Below are 19753 nucleotides of genomic sequence, written 5' to 3'. Positions count from 1 at the left end.
ACCTGAGGTCACGCGCCCAACGTCGCTGCGTGCGCTACGTCGACGGTCCCGGGGTCCGGGGCAATGGCCCAAGGTCTTTCCCTTCCAACTCTTCCAACCTTCCCGATAGGGACTGGCGCAGCGAATCGCTTCCTGCCATAGGAACAAACCATGATCGCCAAACTAACAGGTCTTCTCGACGACACCGGCCCCGATTGGGCGATCATCGACGTGAACGGCGTGGGCTATCTCGTCCAGTGCTCGGCGCGAACGCTCGATCATCTCGGCATCCGCGGCGACCGGGTGGTGATCCACACCGAGATGCAGGTTTCGGAAACTGACCAGCGCCTGATCGGCTTTGCCAGCGCGGCGGAGCGTAACTGGTTCCGCCTGCTGACGGCGGTGCAGGGTGTGGGCTCGAAGGTGGCGCTGGCGATTCTGTCGGCGTTGACGACCGAGGAAATTCAGCGTGCCTGTGCCGGCGGCGATTCGGCAATGGTGGCGCGGGCCAACGGCGTGGGCCCGAAGTTGGCCAGCCGGATCGTCAATGAATTGAAGGATAAAGCGGGCGCCTTGCCCACCGCGCCGGGGCTTGCCGGAACGATTGCTTTCGTACCGCCGGGCTCGGCCAGCGCGGATGCCGTTTCGGCCTTGCAGAATCTGGGCTTCAAGCCTGCGGTGGCCGCCATGGCGGTAGGCAAGGCGGTGGAGGAACTGGGCGAGGTTGCAGGCCTGAACGACCTTGTGCGCGTGGCGCTGAGGCGGGCGGCGGGCTAAGACATGACCGACAATCCCATTCTCACCCCGATGCGCCAGCCCGAAGACGTCGACGCAGCGCTGCGGCCCAAGACCCTGGAAGAATTCGTCGGTCAGGCCGGGGCGAAGGACAACCTGCGGGTGTTCATCGAAAGCGCCAAGTCGCGGCGCGAGGCGATGGATCATGTGCTTTTCTTTGGGCCGCCGGGGCTGGGCAAGACCACGCTGGCGCAGATCGTTGCCCGCGAACTGGGCGTGGGTTTTCGCGCCACCAGCGGGCCGGTGATTGCCAAGGCAGGCGATCTGGCGGCGCTGCTGACCAATCTCGAACAGGGCGACGTCCTGTTCATCGACGAGATCCACCGCCTCAATCCCGTGGTTGAGGAAGTGCTCTACCCGGCGATGGAGGACCGCGCGCTGGACCTCATCATCGGCGAAGGGCCATCTGCTCGTTCGGTGCGGATCGACTTGCCGCCTTTCACGCTGGTTGGCGCCACGACGCGGCAAGGCTTGCTCCAAACCCCACTACGCGACCGTTTCGGCATTCCGGTGCGGCTGCAGTTCTATTCGGTGGAGGAACTGGAGAAGGTCGTCACACGCGGCGCCGGGCTGCTGGGCATCGGCATGGACAAGGGCGGCGCGACCGAGATCGCCCGGCGCGCGCGCGGTACGCCGCGCGTGGCGGGGCGGCTGATGCGGCGGGTGCGCGATTTCGCGCATGTAGCCGGGGAAACCGTCATCACGCGGGAGATCGCGGACGATTCGCTGACCCGGCTGGAGGTCGATTCGATCGGCCTCGATTCGCAGGATCGGCGTTATCTGCGGATGATCGCGGACATCTACAAGGGCGGCCCCGTCGGCGTGGAAACGCTGGCAGCGGGCCTTTCGGAACCGCGCGACACGATCGAGGAAGTGATCGAGCCATATCTCATTCAGCTTGGTCTGGTGGCACGCACGGCGCGCGGCCGCTGCCTTAACGACCGGGGCTGGACGCACCTTGGAATGAGTCCCCCGACGGCCCCTCAGAACGGGCTTTTCGATTCGGAAGGGTAAACGCCAGCGGTTTGATTCGTCAGGCAAAACCGTCGGGGAAATTTACATCTCTCCGTCCGGACAGTCCCGTTTCGGCACAACCTCATGGTTAGAAGAATAAATTAACCAGTTTTCCCGCCTTGGGACGTGAGAATAGCGGTTAACGCCGTTGTCCCGTTAACCGGACTCTGCGTTGTTTCTGGCAGATGGATCGCAAGTGTCGGTTCAAGACACCGCCGCGATCCAGGCAAAATAAAGAGAGCAACCAGTATGTCCGTTCGGATGGCCCTTGCGAAACTGTCTGCCTGTGCGGCAGGCTGCGCTATTATCGGTGGCGGCGCCGTCCACGTGGCCGAAACGCAATCGGCGAAGACCGAGTACCGCAAGGTCAAGACGGCCATCCCGGCAAAACCGGTTAAGCGCATCGTCCGGAAGGATGATCCGCGCACCACCAGGCGCGTGCGCAAGATCATCAAGCGAACCTGTTGCGACCAGCAGCAGGCCGCGATGGTTCCGCTGCCCGCACCATACATTCCCCCGGCTCCGCCCGCGTCCTATTCGGGCGGCGGCGGAGGCACCCCGGTGGTGATCGGCGGCGGTCCTATGGGCGGTTTCGGCGGCGGGTTCTTCGGCGGGTTCTTTGGCGGTGGCGGCGGAAGCAGCGGCGGCGGCAATGTCGTCATCAGCTCCACCACCAGCGGTGTCACGACAACCGGCGGGGTCACCACAACGGGCGGCGTTACCTCGACTTCCTCGTCGACCACGACCGGCGGTGTCACCTCTACCACGGGCGGGTCGACTTCGACGACGACCGGCGGGATATCCTCGACCACCGGCGGATCGACTTCCACCACCGGCGGCATCACATCGACGACCTCGTCCACTTCGGGCAACGTCACCAGCACGACTTCGGGTAATGTCACCAGCAGCACTTCCGGGAACGTGACGAGCACCACTTCGTCGTCGTCTTCCTCGTCGTCCAGCTCCTCGTCTTCGTCGAGTTCGTCCTCCAGTTCTTCGGGCGGAAACGACAATACCACCGGCGGCGCGACTTCGACCGGATCGTCGAGCAGCGGTTCCTCGTCTTCGTCGGGCTCCTCGACCACGGGCGGGGCGACCAGTTCCTCGTCGAGCACATCCAGCTCGTCATCGACGAGTTCGTCGTCATCGGGCGGTTCGACTTCGACCACGTCGGGCGGCACCGACGTGCCAGCACCGCCGATGCTGGTCCTGTTCGGCGCTGCAGCGGCCGCGATCGTCGGTCGCCGCCGCCTTTCGCGTGCCAAGGCGGCCTAAGTCCTGATATAACGAACACATGGGGAGGGTGGCCGTGCAAACGGTGCCCATATGTGGAAGGGCGGCGCCACCAGGCGCTGCCCTTTTTCGTGGGCGTCTTGTATTGATTGCGGCGAGGTTGCGTGCGGTCGAAGGCCCGCCGGGCAAAAGAAAACCCCGCCCGGTTGCCCGGACGGGGGTTCTTCAACGCCTGAAAAGAATCAGGCAGCCAGCTTGCGCAGCACGTATTGCAGAATGCCGCCGTTCATGAAGTACTCGACTTCGTTGGCGGTATCGATGCGGCACAGCGCCGTGAAGGTGAACTTCGAGCCGTCGGCTCTGGTCACTTCGACCTCGACGTCCTGCTGCGGTTTCAGGCTGGCGACGCCGGTGATGGTGAAGCTGCAGTCCCCATCCAGCGCCAGCGAGGTGCGGGTATCGCCATCCTTGAACTGCAGTGGCAACACGCCCATGCCCACCAGGTTCGAGCGGTGGATGCGCTCGAAGCTCTCAACGATGACCACGCGCACGCCTAGCAGGTTGGTGCCCTTGGCGGCCCAGTCACGCGAGGAGCCGGTGCCGTATTCCTTGCCGCCAATGACGATCAGCGGGGTGCCGTCCGCCTTGTGCTTCATAGCGGCGTCGTAGACCGGCATCGCCTCGGTGCCGTAGCGGCTCATGCCGCCCTCGATGCCGGGGACCATTTCGTTGCGGATGCGGATGTTGGCGAAAGTACCGCGCATCATAACGTCGTGGTGGCCGCGGCGCGAGCCGTAGGAGTTGAAGTCCTCCTTGGCGACCTGGTGCTCCATCAGCCACTTGCCCGCCGGGCTGTCTGCCTTGATGGACCCCGCCGGCGAGATGTGGTCGGTGGTGATCGAATCGCCCAGGATCAGCAGCGGCCTGGCCTCGATGATGTCCGAAACCGGCGCCGGGGTCATCTCCATGCCCTCGAAGTAGGGCGGGTTGGCGACATAGGTGGAACCCGCGCGCCACTGGTAGGTGTCCGAGCCGACGACGTTGATCGCCTGCCAGTGCTTGTCGCCCTTGTAGACGTCGGCGTAGCGGGCCTGGAACATCGCGCGGTCGACGCAGGCGTTCATCGTCTCGTTGACTTCGAGGTTGGTGGGCCAGATGTCCTTGAGGTAGACGTCGACGCCGTCCTTGCTCTTGCCGATCGGGGTCGTGGTGAAATCTTCCACCACGGTGCCCTTCAGGGCATAGGCGACGACCAGCGGGGGCGAGGCGAGGAAGTTGGCGCGCACGTCCGGCGAGACGCGGCCCTCGAAGTTGCGGTTGCCCGAGATCACGGCGCTGGCAACCAGGCCGTTCTCGTTGATCGCCTTGCTGATAGGCTCGGCCAGCGGGCCGGAGTTGCCAATGCAGGTAGTGCAGCCGTAACCGACGAGGTTGAAGCCGATGTTGTCGAGGTGCGACTGCAGCCCGGCCTTTACCAGGTAATCGGTGACGACCTGCGATCCGGGGGCAAGGCTGGTCTTGACCCAGGGCTTGGGCTTGAGGCCCAGTTCGTCAGCCTTCTTAGCCACGAGGCCCGCGGCCACCAGCACGCTCGGGTTCGAGGTGTTGGTGCAACTGGTGATCGCCGCGATCATGACGTCGCCGTCACCGATGTCGAAGTCCTTGCCTTCCACCGGCACGCGCTGCGGGGTCTTCTTGTACGTGGTCGCCATGTCGGCATTGAACACGTCGTCTACTTCGGGGAGCGAAACCCAGTCCTGCGGGCGCTTCGGGCCGGCGAGCGAAGGCACGACAGTCGCCATGTCCAATTCGAGCGTGCTGGTGAAGATCGGGTCGGCGGCGGCCGGGTCGATCCAGAAGCCCTGCTCGCGCGCATAGGCTTCGACCAGGGCGATCTGCTCTTCCTCGCGGCCGGTCAGGCGCAGGTAGTCCAGCGTCTTGTCGTCGATGCCGAAGAATCCGCAGGTCGCGCCGTATTCGGGGGCCATGTTGGCAAGCGTCGCGCGGTCGGCAAGGCTCAGCGAGGCGAGGCCGGGGCCGAAATATTCCACGAAACGGCCGACGACGCCGTGCTTGCGCAGCATCGAGGTGCAAGTGAGCACCAGGTCGGTGGCCGTGACGCCTTCCTGAAGCTCGCCGATCAGCTTGAACCCGACCACTTCGGGGATGAGCATCGAAACCGGCTGGCCCAGCATCGCGGCTTCGGCCTCGATCCCGCCCACGCCCCAGCCCAGCACGCCCAGGCCGTTGACCATGGTGGTGTGGCTATCGGTGCCGACGCAGGTATCGGGATAAGCGACGAGATCGCCGTTCTGGTCGGTCGAGGACCAGACGGTCTTGGCGATGTTCTCCAGGTTAACCTGGTGGCAGATGCCGGTGCCCGGGGGAACGGCATAGAAATTGTCGAGCGACTTGGAGCCCCACTTGAGGAAGTCATAGCGCTCCATATTGCGCTGGTACTCGATCTCGACGTTCTGCTCGGCAGCCTTGGGGTGCCCGAACTCGTCGACCATGACCGAGTGGTCGATGACCAGGTTCACGGGAACCAGCGGGTTGATCTTGGAGGTATCGCCGCCAAGCTTGGAGATCGCATCGCGCATGGCGGCCAGATCGACCACGCAAGGCACGCCGGTGAAGTCCTGAAGCAGTACGCGCGCCGGGCGGTACTGGATCTCCTCGCCAGTGACGGGGTTCTGCTGCCAACCGGCGATGGCCTTGATGTCATCGGTGGAGACGGTAAATCCGCCGTCTTCGAAGCGCAGGAGGTTCTCAAGCAACACTTTCATCGAGAAAGGCAGGCGGCTGACGTCGCCGATCTTCTCGGCTGCCTTCTTGAGCGAGTAGTATGCGACGGCCTTGCCGCCGACGGTCATGGTGCTGCGGGTCCCGAGCGAGTCCTGTCCGACTTGGGTCATGGTGGGCTTTGTTCCCTTTGTCTGGGCCTGCCCGCTGCCTCCGGCGCTCCTGAACCGTGCTGCAGTGCGACAAGCGGTTTCGTCGGCTTGCCGATGCGCGCTCAGGGGTGGAAGGTCAAGTGTAGCGGGGGTAGACTTAAGTGTTGTTTTGCGCACGCATTGTGCCAACCCAGCAACCCAGAACGATCAAGGTGGTTCCCGCGATCACGCCGGGGCCAAGCGTCTCACCGAAGATCAGCCAGCCCATCAGCGCCGCCCAGAGGAAGCCGGTATATTCCACCGGCACCAGAACCTGCGCCTCTGCACGGGCGTAGCCCCACGACAGGAACAACAGCGCGGTGGTGGCCAGCGCCCCGCCGGCCAGGGTCCAGTACAGGGCGGCTGCGTCGGGCATGGTCCAGTAGAACGGCGCGAAGACCAGGAAGATCAGTGCGAGGTTGAAGTTCTGGAATTGCGCGATCTCGATCGGGCCCGCCAGCAGCGCCTGCTTGCGCTGCAGCACGAGGTTGAGCGCATAGAACACGGCCGAGAAGACGATGGCGATCGTGCCCTCAATCGCATCCGGCCCGTATTCTCCAGCGCCAAAGCGGTCGGCGCCGATCACGACCATGCCGACAAGGCCCAGCAGTGCGGCAAGGATGGCGCGGGGGTGGATCGTCTCGCCCAGCAGCAGCGCGGCGAAATAGAGTGCGATGATCGGCGCGAAGAACGAGATCGCCATGCCCTCGGCCATCGGAATGCGGACCAGCCCGTGGAAGAACAGCGCCGCCATCACGGCCGTCACCGCAGAGCGCTGGAAATGCAGCTTCGCCACCTTGCGGCTGGGCACCGGGCGGCCCGCCGCCAGCCATAGTGGCAGCGTCATCACGGCGGCGAAAACATTGCGCAGGAGTAGCGCGGTGAGCACGCCCACGGCCAGCGAGGCGGCCTTCATCGCGGCGTCCATCACGCTGAAAGAGGCAATCCCGGCAACAACGGCCAGCACAGGCAGCAGGACGGAAGTGGGGCGGGAAGGCGTTTGCATGACGCCTTGCCTGTCGCCCCGCGCAATGTTGTGCGCAAGCAATTCATGCCTGCGACATGTCGCATCCTTGAAGAGAAACGCGTAAAAGGCCACATCGTGGCAACCTTCGGGTGACTTCATGCGTCATCCTGAGGATATTCAATCGGGCAGGTTTCAAGGAAATATGGTGAGTTTCAAGCGGTATGGTCCCGGCGTCGTCTCGGCGCTCACGATCCTGGCTCTCGGTGCGCAGACGGCGCAGGCGCAGAAGATCAAGACGGAAATGCCCGAGGACCTGCTGCCCAAGAGCACGGCCACGCCCGCCGCGCCCACTTCGGCGCCCAAGCGCGTTCCCGCGCCGGTGCCGGTGCCCCCCTCTCCAACTGCGATGCAGAGCCCGGTGGGTACGCCAATGGTTTCGGTGCCCGTTGTGCAGGACGCCGTGGTGGCCGAACCGGTGATGCCTTGGGCGCTGGCGGATGCGCAGGCCCTGCTCAAGACCATCGAATATATCGGCAAGGAAGGCCTTATGCCCGCCGATTACCAGCCCGCCGCGCTGAAAACCGCGATTGCGGCCGGCGAAGGCGATGCGCTGGACGCCTTGGCAAGCCGAGTTTTCGGGTGGCTTATCGAGGACTTGCGCGATGGCCGCACCCCGATGGCGGCGCGCGTGCAGTGGTTCGCGGTTGACCCGGACCAAGACGCGATGCCCACCGCCACGATCATGGCGCAGGCGCTTTCCGACCATAACATCGCCGGTATCGTTGACACATTGGCACCAACCAACCCGGACTATGCGGCGCTCAAGACCGAGCTTAACGCCACTCCGATGGCGAACAAGCCGCGACGCGCGCTGATCCAGGCGAACATGGACCGCTGGCGCTGGCTGGCCCGTGACCTTGGCAGCGTGTATCTTATGACCAACGTGCCCGAGTTCCAGCTTCGCTTGATCGTCAAGAACAAGGCGGGCGAATACAAGGCCATCCGCACCTACAAGACGGTGGTTGGCAAGCCGGGCCGCACCGCTACGCCGCAGCTGGCTGAGACGGTAAGCGCGGTAGTGTTCAACCCGACCTGGACGGTGCCGCAGTCTATCGTCAAGGGTGAGGGCCTGGGCGCCAAGGTGCTGGCCAATCCCCGTTGGGCTGCCGCCAACCACTACAAGGGCTACAAGGCAGAGAACGGCATGATCACCGTTGTCCAGCAGCCGGGGCCAAGCAACGCGCTGGGCCTGATGAAGATCGACATGCCCAACCCCCATGCGATCTACCTGCACGACACGCCTTCGAAGCAGTACTTCAATTCGGACGTGCGCGCCTTCAGCCATGGCTGCATCCGCACCGAGCGGGCTGTCGAACTTGGCATGACCATGGCGATCCTGGGTGCCCAGATGTCAGCCACCGACGCCGCCGAACTGTCGCGCGCGGGCGAGTACAAGAAGGTGCCGATGACGCGCACTTTCCCGGTTTACCTCACCTATTTCACCTTCGCCCGTTCGATCGACGGCGATTTGAAGCCCTTTGCCGACATCTACGAGCGCGATGCGCCGGTGCTCGCCAGCTTCAAGGCACCCCGCGCACTCAAGACTACCCAGCGCACCAGCGACGAGGCAATCATCCAGCTGGACAACCCGCTTTAAGAGTAACGCGGCGGCGATCTAACCGGCGGCGCGCTTGTCCCGCGCCGCTGCGCGGGCCAAATCGGCGTCGTAGGTAAGGAGCTACCCGCGATGACCGACCAAAACGCCGACCGCATCGACGAGGCAACCGCGCGTGTCGCCGACCTTGAGGCCGAACTCGAAGCCTCTGGCACCACCACGCGCGAAGCGGAGGCACTGTCCCGCATTCGCGCATTGCTTCATGATTGGGTAGATACGGTCACAGCCGTGGTAGCGACGCCGGGCGTCGGGCGCGTAGTGCTGATCCATGACAGCGGCACGGAATCGCGCATAGCATCGCCCGAATTGCCGTACCTGCTGGCGATGCCGGTAACATTCGAAGACTGATCCACCCCCATAACGTAGCGACGGGGTGGAAGTCTTCAGTGCCGGCGGATCACTTCCAGAAACGCATCGCCATAGGCATCCAGCTTGCGCGTGCCGACGCCGCCGATACCGCCCAAGTCCGCCAATGACGAAGGCCGCGCCGCTGCCATCTCGCGCAGGGTCGAATCGTGGAAAACGACGTAAGGCGGCACTCCGGCCTCCTTCGCCAGCTCCCGGCGCAGTTCGCGCAAGGCGTCGAACAGCGGATCGTCGACCGGGTTGGATGCCACGTCGCCGCCCTTGGAACGGCGCTTGCGCTCGGTTTTGGGCGGCACGACGATTGCTACCGAAGCCTCACCCTTCAGAATCTCGCGGGCATCGCCGCCCAGCATCAAACCGCCATGCTCGGTCGGCGTGAGGCTACCGCGCGCCTGGAGCGCACGGGCCAGCGCCTTGAGCATCGGCTTCTCTTCCTCGGTCAGGATGCCGAAGACCGAAAGTTGGTCGTGCCCGCGTTGCAGCACGCGGTCGTCGGCAACGCCGGTCAGCACCTTTTCCAGATGGCCCAGGCCATAGGACTGCCCGGTGCGGTAGACTGCCGAGAGCAGTTTGCGCGCCACGTCGGTCACATCGACCACGCCCACCGGGTTGATGCAGTTGTCGCAGTTGCCGCAGGTTTCGGCAGGCTGCTCGCCGAAATGGCGCAGCAGTACCGCGCGGCGGCAGGCGGCGGTTTCAACAAGGCCGGCCAGCGAATCGAGGCGCTGGCGCTCGCTCTGCAGGCGGTGCGGCTCGATCTCCGACAGGCGCTGGCGGGCACGGGCGAAATCGTCCGCGCCCCAGAACATCACCGCCACCGAGGGGTCGCCGTCGCGCCCGGCGCGGCCGGTTTCCTGATAGTACCCCTCGATTGACTTGGGGATGCCGGCATGGGCCACGAAGCGCACGTCCGGCTTGTCGATGCCCATGCCGAAGGCGACCGTTGCCACCATCACCATGTCTTCGGAGGCCACGAAAGCGGCCTGGTTGCGGGCGCGAACCTCTGGCGGAAGGCCGGCGTGATAGGGTAGCACCCGCCGGCCGGTCGCGGTGGCCAGGCTTTCGGCAAGCTGCTCCACGCGTGCGCGGGTGGGGGCGTAGATGATGCCGGGGCCGGGGTTGTCCTCCACCACTGCCTTGATCTGACGCATCGCGTTGTCGCGCGGCTGGATGGTGTAGCGGATATTGGGCCGGTCGAATCCGGCGATGATCATGCCGTCTTCGGGAATGCCGAGTTGGGCAAGGATATCGGCGCGGGTGTGGTGATCCGCCGTGGCCGTCAGCGCGAGACGCGGGACTTGCGGGAAGGCGTCGAGCAGCGGGCGCAGCAGGCGGTAGTCGGGGCGAAAATCGTGGCCCCACTCGGAAACGCAGTGCGCTTCGTCGATGGCGAACAGGCCGATCCGCGCGCTCATCAGCAGTTCGCGGAAGTGCGACTGGCTGGCGCGTTCCGGGGCGATGTAGAGCAGGTCTAGCTCGCCCGCGCGGAAGGCGTCCATGGTCTGGCCCCGATCGGTGTCGGCGCTGGTCAGGGTCGCTGCGCGAATGCCATTGGCCCGGGCGGAACGAAGCTGGTCATGCATCAAGGCGATCAGCGGCGAGACGACCACGCAGGTCCCCTGCAGCATCACCGCCGGAAGCTGATAGGTCAGCGACTTGCCCGCACCTGTCGGCATTATCGCCAGCGTGGACTGACCATGCAGCACGCGGTCGACCACCTGATTCTGCACACCGCGAAAGCCGTTGAAGCCGAAGACGTCATGAAGCGACTTGGCCACTGCGTCCGGCGTTGGCGGGGCAGCCGGCGTCCAGTCGACATCCGGCGCATAGGGGTCGATCATGTCGGCGTCAGGTTCGCCGTAAAAGGTCGTCTCGAAAGGCCAGTCGTCTTCGTTCACGCTGGCGACTATGGCAGAGCGTCAGCCTCGCTGGAACCCGCGAGGCAGCGCCTTTTCGCGATTTCGGTGGCAAAACAGTTTCAGGGGCGGCGGGGGAAGACCTCCGGCCATCGGCCAAGTTCTTTGGCTTCTCCGTAAAACCCCCAATCCAGCGTTAAATGCTCGATCAGCACTGCGATGATAGCTCGTAACGATGCTGCAATCGATTTCAAGTCGTGGGGGCTTGAGCGATTGCAAGCCGCAGGGTCGAGAAAAACAATGAGTCGTTACATGCAGGATGCATCTGCCGGACGCGGGGAAGGCCGGTGCAACTGGCTCACCGAGATGGAATTGGCGGAGAGGGCACATGTCCTCAAGATGCTGGCGCGTGAACTGGGGCAGGATACCGCGCCGGCCATCGCCGAACTGGCGAAGCATGGCCTGGACGCGGCTCTGGCGGTTCTTGCTGTGGCTGTGGGCACCAGCGTCAGCGATGCGTATCTGCGCCAGCGCGCCTTGTGGCGCGCTGGGCAATCGCTTTCCTGAACCCGGTTTCGGCTTAGTCGAGGTTGGGGCGCAGCCAGCGTTCGGCCGTGGGCAGGTCCACGTCCCGGCGCACGGCGTAGTCCTCCAACTGGTCGCGGCCGATGCGGGCAACGCCGAAGTACTGGCTTTCCGGGTGGGCGAAGTAGAAGCCCGACACCGCGGCGGTGGGCAGCATCGCCTGGCTTTCGGTCAGCACGATCCCGGCATTGTCCGATGCTTTGAGCAGGTCGAACAGAATTGGTTTGAGCGAGTGGTCGGGGCAGGCCGGGTAGCCGGGCGCGGGGCGGATGCCGCGATATTCCTCGCGGATCAAGGCTTCGTTGGTGAACTGCTCGTCGGCGGCGTAGCCCCATAGCCTGGTGCGCACGTGCGCGTGGAGGCGCTCGGCGAAGGCTTCCGCGAAGCGGTCGGCAAGGGCTTTCAGCAGGATGTCCGAGTAGTCGTCGTGCGCGGCCTGGAAGCGGGCGAGGTGCGGTTCGATGCCGTGGATGCCCACAGCGAAGCCGCCGAGCCAGTCGCCCGCCGGGTCGATGAAGTCGGAAAGGCAGAAGTTCGCCCGCCCGCGTGACTTCTTCACCTGCTGGCGCAGCATGGGCAGGCGGGTGCCGTCATCGAGGAGCACGTCATCGCCATCGGCGCGCACTGGCCAGAAGGCGCAGACGCCCTTGGCGGTCAGCCACTTTTCATCGATGATCTTTTTCAGCATCGCCTGTGCATCGGCGAACAGGCTGGTCGCGCTTTCGCCGACCACTTCGTCGGTGAGGATGTTCGGGTAGTTGCCCGCCAGTTCCCAGGCGCGGAAGAACGGGGTCCAGTCGAACGTCTCGGCAAGGTCCGCAAGGTCCCATTCCTCGAAGACGTGCAGGCCCGGCTCCACCGGCGCCGGGGCCTTGAGCGCAAAGTCGGTGGGGAACTTGTTGGCGCGCGCGTCGGTAAGCGACAGCAGGTCGCTCTGGCCCTTGTTGGCGCGGGCTTCGCGTACCTTCTCGTAGTCGATCGAGACGGAGGACACGAAGCCCTCCGCCTGCGTGTCCGACAGAAGCTGCGAAGCCACGCCGACCGCGCGGCTGGCATCCAGGACATGGATCACCGGGCCCTTGTAGGCCGGGTCGATGCGCAGCGCGGTGTGGACCTTGGACGTGGTGGCGCCGCCGATCAGCAGCGGGATGGTCATCTCCGAACGCTGCATTTCCTCGGCCACGGTCACCATCTCGTCGAGCGAGGGGGTGATCAGGCCCGACAGGCCGATGATGTCGGCGTCATGCTCGGCCGCCTGTTCGAGGATCTTCGACCACGGCACCATGACGCCCAGATCGATCACTTCGTAGCCGTTGCACTGCAGGACCACGCCAACGATGTTCTTGCCGATATCGTGGACGTCGCCCTTGACGGTGGCCATGATGATACGGCCCTTGGCCTTCGCGCCGGGCTCCTTGCTCGCCTCGATGAAGGGGATCAGGTGGGCGACCGCCTTCTTCATCACGCGCGCCGATTTGACCACCTGCGGCAGGAACATCTTGCCGCTGCCGAACAGGTCGCCGACCACGTTCATGCCGCCCATCAGCGGGCCTTCGATGACCTCGATCGGGCGGCCGCCGGCGGCTTCGATCGCGGCGCGGCATTCCTCGGTATCCTCGACGACATAGGCGTCGATGCCCCGGACCAGCGCATGCTCCAGACGCTTGACCACGTCCCAGCTGCGCCATTCCTCCGCGGCCTTTTCGGCGACGACGTCCTTGCCCTTATAGCTTTCGGCGAGGTCGATCAGGCGCTCGGTGGCGGTTCTGCCGTCTGCCCCGACGCCGGGGGTGCGCATCATGATGACGTCTTCGCAGGCCTCGCGAAGCGCAGGGTCGATCTGGTCGTAGACGTCGAGCTGGCCGGCGTTCACGATCGCCATGTCCAGTCCGGCGGGGATCGCATGGTAGAGGAAGACCGAGTGCATCGCCCGGCGTACCGTCTCGTTGCCGCGGAAGCTGAACGAGAGGTTGGAGAGTCCGCCCGAGAAGTGGACATGCGGGCAGGTCGCGCGGATTTCCGCCACCGCCTCGATGAAGTCCAGCCCGTAGCGGTCATGCTCCTCGATGCCGGTGGCGACGGCGAAGACGTTGGGGTCGAAGATGATGTCTTCTGGCGGGAAGCCGATGCCGGTGAGCAGCTTGTAGGCGCGCTGACAGATCTCGATCTTGCGGGCCTTGGTGTCGGCCTGTCCGGTCTCGTCGAAGGCCATGACGACCACGGCGGCGCCGTAATCCATGCACTTTCGCGCATAGTGCAGGAACGGCTCCTCGCCTTCCTTCATCGAGATCGAATTGACGATCGGCTTGCCCGAGACGCATTTCAGACCTGCCTCGATCACGTCCCACTTCGAGCTGTCGATCATCACCGGCACGCGGGCGATGTCCGGCTCGGCGGCGATCAGGTTGAGGTAGGTGGTCATCGCCTCGATCGCGTCGAGCAGGCCCTCGTCCATGTTGACGTCGATCACCTGCGCGCCGTTCTCGACCTGCTGGCGGGCCACTTCGACAGCGGCGGGATAATCGCCGGCCATGACCAGCTTCTTGAATTTCGCCGAGCCGGTGACGTTGGTGCGCTCGCCGATGTTGACGAAGCGGGCGCCGGTGGAGGCAGGGGCGGAAGTGGTCGAGGTCATGGTTCTTCTCGTTGGATCAGAGGGCGGCTGCGGCAAGAGGCCGTGCCAGCACATAGTCGTTGTAAATCTTGCCGCCCACGTCGAAACGGCGAGTGCCGATCGTCTCGAACCCGTGCTTGCGGTAAAAGGCCAGCGCGCGGCTGTTATCGTCCTTGACGCCCAGCAGCAGGCGCCTGGCGCCCGCCGCTTCTGACATCACCGCCTGCATCAGCGCGCTGGCCATGTAGGAACCCTGAAAGCGCGAGAGCAGATAGATGCGCTTCAGTTCAAGGTCGCCCGGCTGCGCCAGTTCCAGCTCCGGCGTGCAGGACAATGCATAGCCTACGGGCGCACCGCCCGGCTCGATCTCGGCCAGCCACGCCTTCGCGCCCCTGGCGAGATAGGCGCGGTACGTCTCCGCCGCGTGCTGGTCCCGGCAATGTGCCACCAGTGCACTGCCGTCGATCAGCCCCGCGAAGCTTTCGAGGAACGTCGCCGCGCCCACCAGGCCAAGCGCGTCGGCATCTTCCGGGCCGGCCGGGCGGATGCGCCAGATGGGAATGTCGGTCACGCGCGCGCCTGCCTCAGGACGCCATGACGAACGGTTCGAGGCCGGCAAGGCGCGTCACCGGCTCCAGAGCGGGGATCTGGCGCGGGGCCATGCCTCCCACCTTGCGCGCGATCGCCGCGATGTGCGCCGGCGTTGAGCCGCAGCAGCCGCCCAGCACGTTGACCTGCCCCGCGACCGCCCATTCGCCCACGAAACCGGCGGTGGTATCGGGCATCTCGTCATACTCGCCCAGTTCGTTGGGCAGGCCGGCGTTGGGGTAGATCATGATGAGCGTGTCGGCGTGTTCCGACAAAGTCTTGACGTGCGGGCGCAGCTGCGTGGCGCCGAACGAGCAGTTCAGCCCGATGGTCAGCGGCTTGGCATGGCGGATCGCCGCCCAGAACGCCTCGACCGTGTGGCCCGACAGGTTGCGGCCCGAAAGGTCGGTCAATGTCATCGACATCATGATCGGCACTTCGCGGCCCAGTTCGGCTTCGAGCTGGCGCACCGCCATGACCCCGGCCTTGGCGTTGAGGGTGTCGAACACCGTCTCGATCAGGATGAAGTCGGCGCCGCCTTCGACGAGGGCAGCGGCCTGCTCCTTATAAACATCGACCAGCGTGTCCCAGCTGATCTCGCGGTAACCCGGATCGTTGACGTCTGGGCTGAGCGAGAGGGTCTTGTTGGTCGGCCCGATCGCGCCGGCGACGAAGCGAGGGCGGCCGTCCTTAGCCTGAAACTCGTCGGCCAGACGGCGGGCGAGTTTCGCCGATTCGACGTTGATTTCGCGCACGAGATGCTCAGCGCCGTAATCGGCCTGGCTGATGCGGTTGGCCGAGAACGTGTTGGTTTCGGCAATGTCGGCGCCGGCCTCGAAATAGGCGCGGTGGATCGCCTCGGGCACCTCGGGCTTGGTCAGCGCGAGGATGTCGTTGTTGCCCTTCTGGTCATGGGAAAGGCCCAGCGTGCCGGCATAGTCCGCTTCCGACAGTTTCCAGTTCTGGATCTCGGTCCCGAAGGCGCCGTCGGTGATGAGGATGCGCTTGGCCGCCTCGGCGAGGAACGTTTCGCGTGCGCTCATGCCGCGTTCTCCTTTGGACGCAGGCCGAGAAGCTGGCAGATCGCGTAAGCCTGCTCGGCCCTGTTGAGGGTGTAGAAGTGGAAATCGCGCACGCCGCCTTCATACAGGCGCTTGCAAAGGTCCGCAGCGGCGACGGCGGCGACCAGCGCGCGCGGGCCGGGGCGGGTGTCCATTCCGTCGAACATCGTCTCCAGCCAGCCCGGGATCGCCGTGTTGCCCGACATCCGGCGGATCGCCGCGAAGCTGGTCACCGGCATGATACCCGGCAGGATCGGCGCGGTGATGCCCGCCGCCAGCGCCTTGTCCATGAAGCGGAAATAGGCGTCGGTGGAGAAGAAGAACTGCGTGATCGCGCGGGTGGCCCCGGCATCAAGCTTGCGCTTCAGGTTGTCGAGATCGTCAGTCGCGCTGACCGCCTCGGGGTGGACTTCGGGATAGGCGGCGACCGAAATTTCGAAGTCGCGGCGCTTCTTCAGGCCTTCGACGAGTTCCGCCGCGCTGGCGTAGCCTTGCGGGTGCGGCACGAAGCGGCCGCCGTCGGCTGGCGGCGGATCGCCGCGCAGGGCGACGATGTGGCGCACGCCCGCGTCCCAGTACTGGTCGACCACCTCGTCGATCTCGGCCTTGCTGGCGGCCACGCAGGTAAGGTGCGCGGCGGGCACCAGCGAGGTCTCGCGCACGATACGCGACACGGTGGCATGGGTGCGCTCGCGCGTGGAGCCGCCGGCGCCGTAAGTTACCGAGACAAAGCTGGGATCGAGCGGGGCCAGCTGGGTGATCGCGTCCCACAGCTGCTCTTCCATCTTCTCCGACTTGGGCGGGAAGAATTCGAAGGACACGGAAATGTCGCCCGGCAGCCCTGCGAATAGCGGAGTTTCTGCGATGCGCCCGGAAACTGGGGGAGCTACTGCGGTCATGTCAGGATCGTCTCTCGATTGGCGGTACGGCTGGCCGTCCAGATTTTGACTGTAAGCGGATCGCCCGGGAGCGCGACCGGGGCGGCGGGCATCAGCCCGGCAGAGGTGAGCAGCGCCGCCATCTGTTCGTCGGAAAAGCCGAGGCGGGCATGGGCATGCACTTCGCGCAGCTCCTCGCGCTCGTGCGCGGCGAGGTCGACGATGGCGATGCGCCCGCCGCGCCGCAGCACACGCGCGGCTTCGGCCAGCACGACGCCAGGGTCCTGCGCATAGTGCAGCACCTGATGGAACAGCACCGTATCGAAGGCGTCATCGGTGAAGGGCAGGCCGGTGAAGTCGCCCTGCACCAGATCGACCTTGTCGGCGGGCAGGGACTGCAGGCGGGCCCGCGCGATGCGCAGCATTTCCGGGCTCTTGTCGAGCGCGGTCACGCGCCCGGCGCGTGTGGCAAGAAGCTCGGCGATGCGGCCCGTGCCAGTGCCGACATCGAGCAGAGCCCCCAGCGGCTGCGCTCCAAGCGAAGCGAGCAGAGCCGCCTCGACCGGCTCGTCGGCTCCGTGCAGGCGGCGCAGGGTATCCCATTCCACCGCGTGGCGCGCGAAGTAGGCCTGCGCGCTGGACTCGCGCCCGGCGCGGATCGCGGCAAGCTGGCGGCGATCCTCGGCGCAGCGGCCGGAAAACAGTGCATCTTCGCGCTCCGCCACGGACAGAAGCTGCGCGGCGGCGCTTCCCAGGGACAGCGTCTCATGCTCGCTCACCGCGCTGCGCAGGAATACCCAGCTGCCTTCCTTGCGGCGTTCGGCCAGCCCGGCGTCGCACAGGATGCGGATGTGGCGCGATACGCGCGGCTGGCTCTGGTCCAGCACTTGGGCCAGTTCGCCGACCGCCAGCTCCATATGCGCGAGCAGGCGCATGATGCGCAGGCGCGTTGGCTCTGAAAGAGCTCTCAGGAGAGGGTCGATCTGCATGAGGTGTCATATAAAGATATCTTTATATGTGCGCAAGCCCTCGGAAATCAGCGGATTTCGGCACCAATCATTCCTGTTTGCGTTGCACCATGGTCTCGTCTAAAGATTGGCACTGCAGGCTTGCCTGCAAGCGTTGGCCTGTGGGTCAAACAATGCAAGGGGATTCGCATGAAGAAGATTGCTTTCGCGGCGTTCGCGTCGGTCGCCGCTCTGTCGCTCGCCGCCTGCGGTGGTAGCCCGGCTCCTGAAGCCACTGAGTCGGTTGAGACCACTCCTGAAGAGATGATGACCGGCGACGCCACCGACGTACCGACCGAGGCTCCGTCCGAGGCTATGTAATCGGCGAGGGGGTCTGGCGCCTGCCCTAGCGGTACGCTGGCCCCCGCCGCTTTTCGATCCGGGATCCTTCGGGAACCGGCGAAAAGTCCGTTTTACGACGGACAGAAGCCCTCCTTAGCGGGAGGGTTTTTTGTATCCGGCGCAGATGCAAACCGCTTCTGCCCGCAGGTTTTTCATTTGCACTGGGCGGGTCTGGAAGGCACCTAACCGGGCATGCCGGATACGCTGAAGATCACTCTCGCCCAGCTCAACCAGTCGGTGGGGGACATTTCCGGCAACGCGGAGGGCGTGCTTGCCGCGCGGGATGCGGCGAAGGGCAGCGACCTTATCGTCTTTCCCGAACTTCACCTTATCGGCTATCCGCCCGAGGACCTGATCCTCAAGCCTTCATTGATCGAGCGGGCGGCGGCACAGCTGCAAATCCTTGCCGAAGCCAGCGCCGGAGACGGCCCCGCGATGCTGGTCGGCTCCGCCTTCGTCCTAGACGGCGCTTTGCACAACGGCGTAGCCCTGCTCGATCAGGGCAAGGTTCAGGCCGTGCGTCTCAAGCATGAACTGCCAAATTACGGCACTTTTGATGAGATGCGCCTGTTCCAGCCCGGCCCGCTGCCCGAGCCGTTGATCCTGCGCGGCACGATGATCGGGGTGCCCATCTGCGAGGATATATGGCGCTCCGAAGTGTGCCGCCACCTTGCCGATTTCGGGGCCGAGATGCTGATATGCATCAACGGCAGTCCTTACGAGATCAACAAGGACGCCTTGCGAATCGAAGGCGTGGCCAAGCGCCGCGCGGTCGATACCGGGCTGCCGCTGGCCTACCTCAACCGCGTGGGCGGGCAGGACGAACTGGTGTTCGACGGCGCCAGCTTCGTGGTCAACGGCGATGGCGGGCTTGCAGTTCAACTGCGCGACTGGGAGGAGCAGGTCGTCCAGACCAACTGGACCCGCACTGCCACCGGCTGGCGCTGCGACCGGGGCATGGTGCCGGATCTGGCCGTCCATCCCGAGGACATTTACTGCGCCATGGTCCTGGCCCTTCGCGACTATGTGAACCGCAATGGCTTTCCCGGCGTGGTTCTGGGCCTTTCCGGTGGGATCGATTCGGCCACCTGCGCCGCCATCGCCGTCGATGCGCTGGGCGCCGACCGGGTGTGGGGCGTCATGATGCCCTCGCGCTTCACCGCGACGCAGAGCCGCGAGGACGCGGCCGCCTGCGCGAAGGCGCTTGGCATCCGCTATACCGAAATGCCGATCGGCACCGCCGTCGACGGCTTCGATTTCATGCTGGGCGAGGCATTCGAGGGCACCCAGCGCGATCTGGCCGAGGAAAACCTCCAGTCCCGCATTCGCGGCGCCGCGCTCATGGCATTGTCGAACAAATTCGGGCCGATGCTGGTGACCACTGGCAACAAGAGCGAGATGAGCGTGGGCTATGCCACCATCTACGGCGATATGGCGGGCGGCTACAATCCGCTCAAGGATGCCTACAAGATGACCGTCTTCGCGCTGGCCCGCTGGCGCAACGGGCATGTGCCGCGCATTGGCCTGGGCCCCGCGCGTCCGGTTATCCCGGAGAGCACCCTGGCCCGCGCGCCCACCGCCGAACTGCGCCACGACCAGCGCGACGACGACAGCCTGCCCCCTTACGACGTGCTGGACCCGATCCTCATTGGCCTCGTCGAACACGACAAGAGCGTGGAGCAACTCGTGAAGGAAGGCTTCGAGCGCAGCGTCGTCCAGCATGTCGAGCGTCTGCTCCACCTGGCCGAATACAAGCGCCGTCAGGCCGCGCCGGGCGTGAAGCTGACCGCGCGCAACTTCGGGCGCGACCGGCGCTATCCGATCACACATGCATTTCGGAGCGGCTGAGGGGCCCGCCCG

16 protein-coding genes are annotated in these 19753 nt (G+C 65.1%); 7 read left to right on the top strand and 9 right to left on the bottom strand.

Annotation, left to right across the window (positions count from 1 at the left end; all coding sequences use genetic code 11):
* Positions 1-150 precede the first annotated feature (150 nt).
* Both ruvA and ruvB read left to right on the top strand, forming a co-directional pair.
* Complete coding sequence (gene ruvA, locus V474_RS13485) at positions 151-756, top strand: Holliday junction branch migration protein RuvA (protein ID WP_059151963.1); 606 nt, start codon at positions 151-153, stop codon at positions 754-756.
* A gap of 3 nt (positions 757-759) precedes the next feature.
* Positions 760-1788: a Holliday junction branch migration DNA helicase RuvB gene (gene ruvB / locus V474_RS13480; RefSeq protein WP_059151962.1), complete on the top strand. Its 1029-nt coding sequence runs from the start codon at positions 760-762 to the stop codon at positions 1786-1788.
* Positions 1789-2321: 533 nt separating this feature from the next.
* Here ruvB and V474_RS13475 read toward each other — a convergent pair.
* The 3 genes from V474_RS13475 to V474_RS13465 all read right to left on the bottom strand — a co-directional run bounded on the left by V474_RS13475 (position 2322) and on the right by V474_RS13465 (position 6960).
* Positions 2322-3053 carry a hypothetical protein gene (locus tag V474_RS13475; RefSeq protein ID WP_201786032.1) on the bottom strand — a complete coding sequence of 244 codons (732 nt, stop codon included), beginning with the start codon at positions 3051-3053 and terminating at the stop codon, positions 2322-2324.
* A 210-nt stretch (positions 3054-3263) separates the two neighbouring features.
* Complete coding sequence (acnA, locus tag V474_RS13470) at positions 3264-5936, bottom strand: aconitate hydratase AcnA (protein WP_059151961.1); 2673 nt, start codon at positions 5934-5936, stop codon at positions 3264-3266.
* Between the two features lie 136 nt (positions 5937-6072).
* On the bottom strand, positions 6073-6960 hold the full coding sequence (locus V474_RS13465) for a DMT family transporter (protein ID WP_059152156.1): 888 nt from the start codon (positions 6958-6960) through the stop codon (positions 6073-6075).
* 163 nt (positions 6961-7123) lie between these two features.
* On the opposite strand from V474_RS13465, the gene V474_RS13460 reads away from it, so the two are divergent.
* A complete protein-coding gene (locus V474_RS13460) occupies positions 7124-8578 on the top strand; it encodes a L,D-transpeptidase family protein (RefSeq protein WP_059151960.1) in 1455 nt (484 codons plus the stop codon).
* Between the two features lie 90 nt (positions 8579-8668).
* Entirely contained in the window at positions 8669-8944 is a 276-nt protein-coding gene (locus tag V474_RS13455; RefSeq protein WP_059151959.1) for a hypothetical protein, read from the top strand.
* Positions 8945-8979: 35 nt separating this feature from the next.
* On the opposite strand, the gene recQ is transcribed toward V474_RS13455, so the two are convergent.
* Complete coding sequence (recQ, locus tag V474_RS13450) at positions 8980-10860, bottom strand: DNA helicase RecQ (protein WP_236711262.1); 1881 nt, start codon at positions 10858-10860, stop codon at positions 8980-8982.
* Between the two features lie 258 nt (positions 10861-11118).
* Here recQ and V474_RS13445 point away from each other — a divergent pair, with 258 nt between their 5' ends.
* On the top strand, positions 11119-11385 hold the full coding sequence (locus V474_RS13445) for a hypothetical protein (protein ID WP_059151958.1): 267 nt from the start codon (positions 11119-11121) through the stop codon (positions 11383-11385).
* Between the two features lie 13 nt (positions 11386-11398).
* Here the strand turns inward: V474_RS13445 and metH are convergent, their stop codons facing one another.
* Genes metH through V474_RS13420 form a run of 5 tightly spaced genes read right to left on the bottom strand, consistent with a single transcriptional unit; the run spans position 11399 to position 17533 of the window.
* Positions 11399-14038 (bottom strand): methionine synthase, encoded by a 2640-nt coding sequence (gene metH / locus V474_RS13440; RefSeq protein WP_059151957.1) that lies wholly within the window; start codon positions 14036-14038, stop codon positions 11399-11401.
* A 16-nt stretch (positions 14039-14054) separates the two neighbouring features.
* The gene (locus tag V474_RS13435) at positions 14055-14588 is read right to left on the bottom strand and encodes a GNAT family N-acetyltransferase (protein WP_059151956.1); all 534 of its coding nucleotides are present in this window, start codon (positions 14586-14588) and stop codon (positions 14055-14057) included.
* Positions 14589-14601: 13 nt separating this feature from the next.
* Entirely contained in the window at positions 14602-15648 is a 1047-nt protein-coding gene (locus V474_RS13430; protein ID WP_059151955.1) for a homocysteine S-methyltransferase family protein, read from the bottom strand.
* Positions 15645-16565, bottom strand: coding sequence for a methylenetetrahydrofolate reductase [NAD(P)H] (gene metF, locus V474_RS13425; RefSeq protein WP_059151954.1), 921 nt, complete (start codon positions 16563-16565; stop codon positions 15645-15647). The genes V474_RS13430 and metF overlap by 4 nt, the downstream gene beginning before the upstream one ends.
* Positions 16562-17533, bottom strand: a complete 972-nt coding sequence (locus V474_RS13420; RefSeq protein ID WP_059151953.1) for an ArsR/SmtB family transcription factor — start codon at positions 17531-17533, stop codon at positions 16562-16564. Before V474_RS13420 ends, metF begins: the two co-directional genes overlap by 4 nt.
* 168 nt (positions 17534-17701) lie before the next feature.
* Here V474_RS13420 and V474_RS26205 point away from each other — a divergent pair, with 168 nt between their 5' ends.
* On the top strand, positions 17702-17872 hold the full coding sequence (locus tag V474_RS26205; protein ID WP_169795067.1) for a hypothetical protein: 171 nt from the start codon (positions 17702-17704) through the stop codon (positions 17870-17872).
* Between the two features lie 213 nt (positions 17873-18085).
* Complete coding sequence (locus V474_RS13415; protein WP_059151952.1) at positions 18086-19741, top strand: NAD+ synthase; 1656 nt, start codon at positions 18086-18088, stop codon at positions 19739-19741.
* Positions 19742-19753 lie beyond the last annotated feature (12 nt).

This window comes from Novosphingobium barchaimii LL02, assembly GCF_001046635.1.
Classification (GTDB): domain Bacteria; phylum Pseudomonadota; class Alphaproteobacteria; order Sphingomonadales; family Sphingomonadaceae; genus Novosphingobium; species Novosphingobium barchaimii.
The sequence above is the reverse complement of the archived record's forward strand: the minus strand, read 5'-3'. Positions and strand labels throughout refer to the sequence as shown.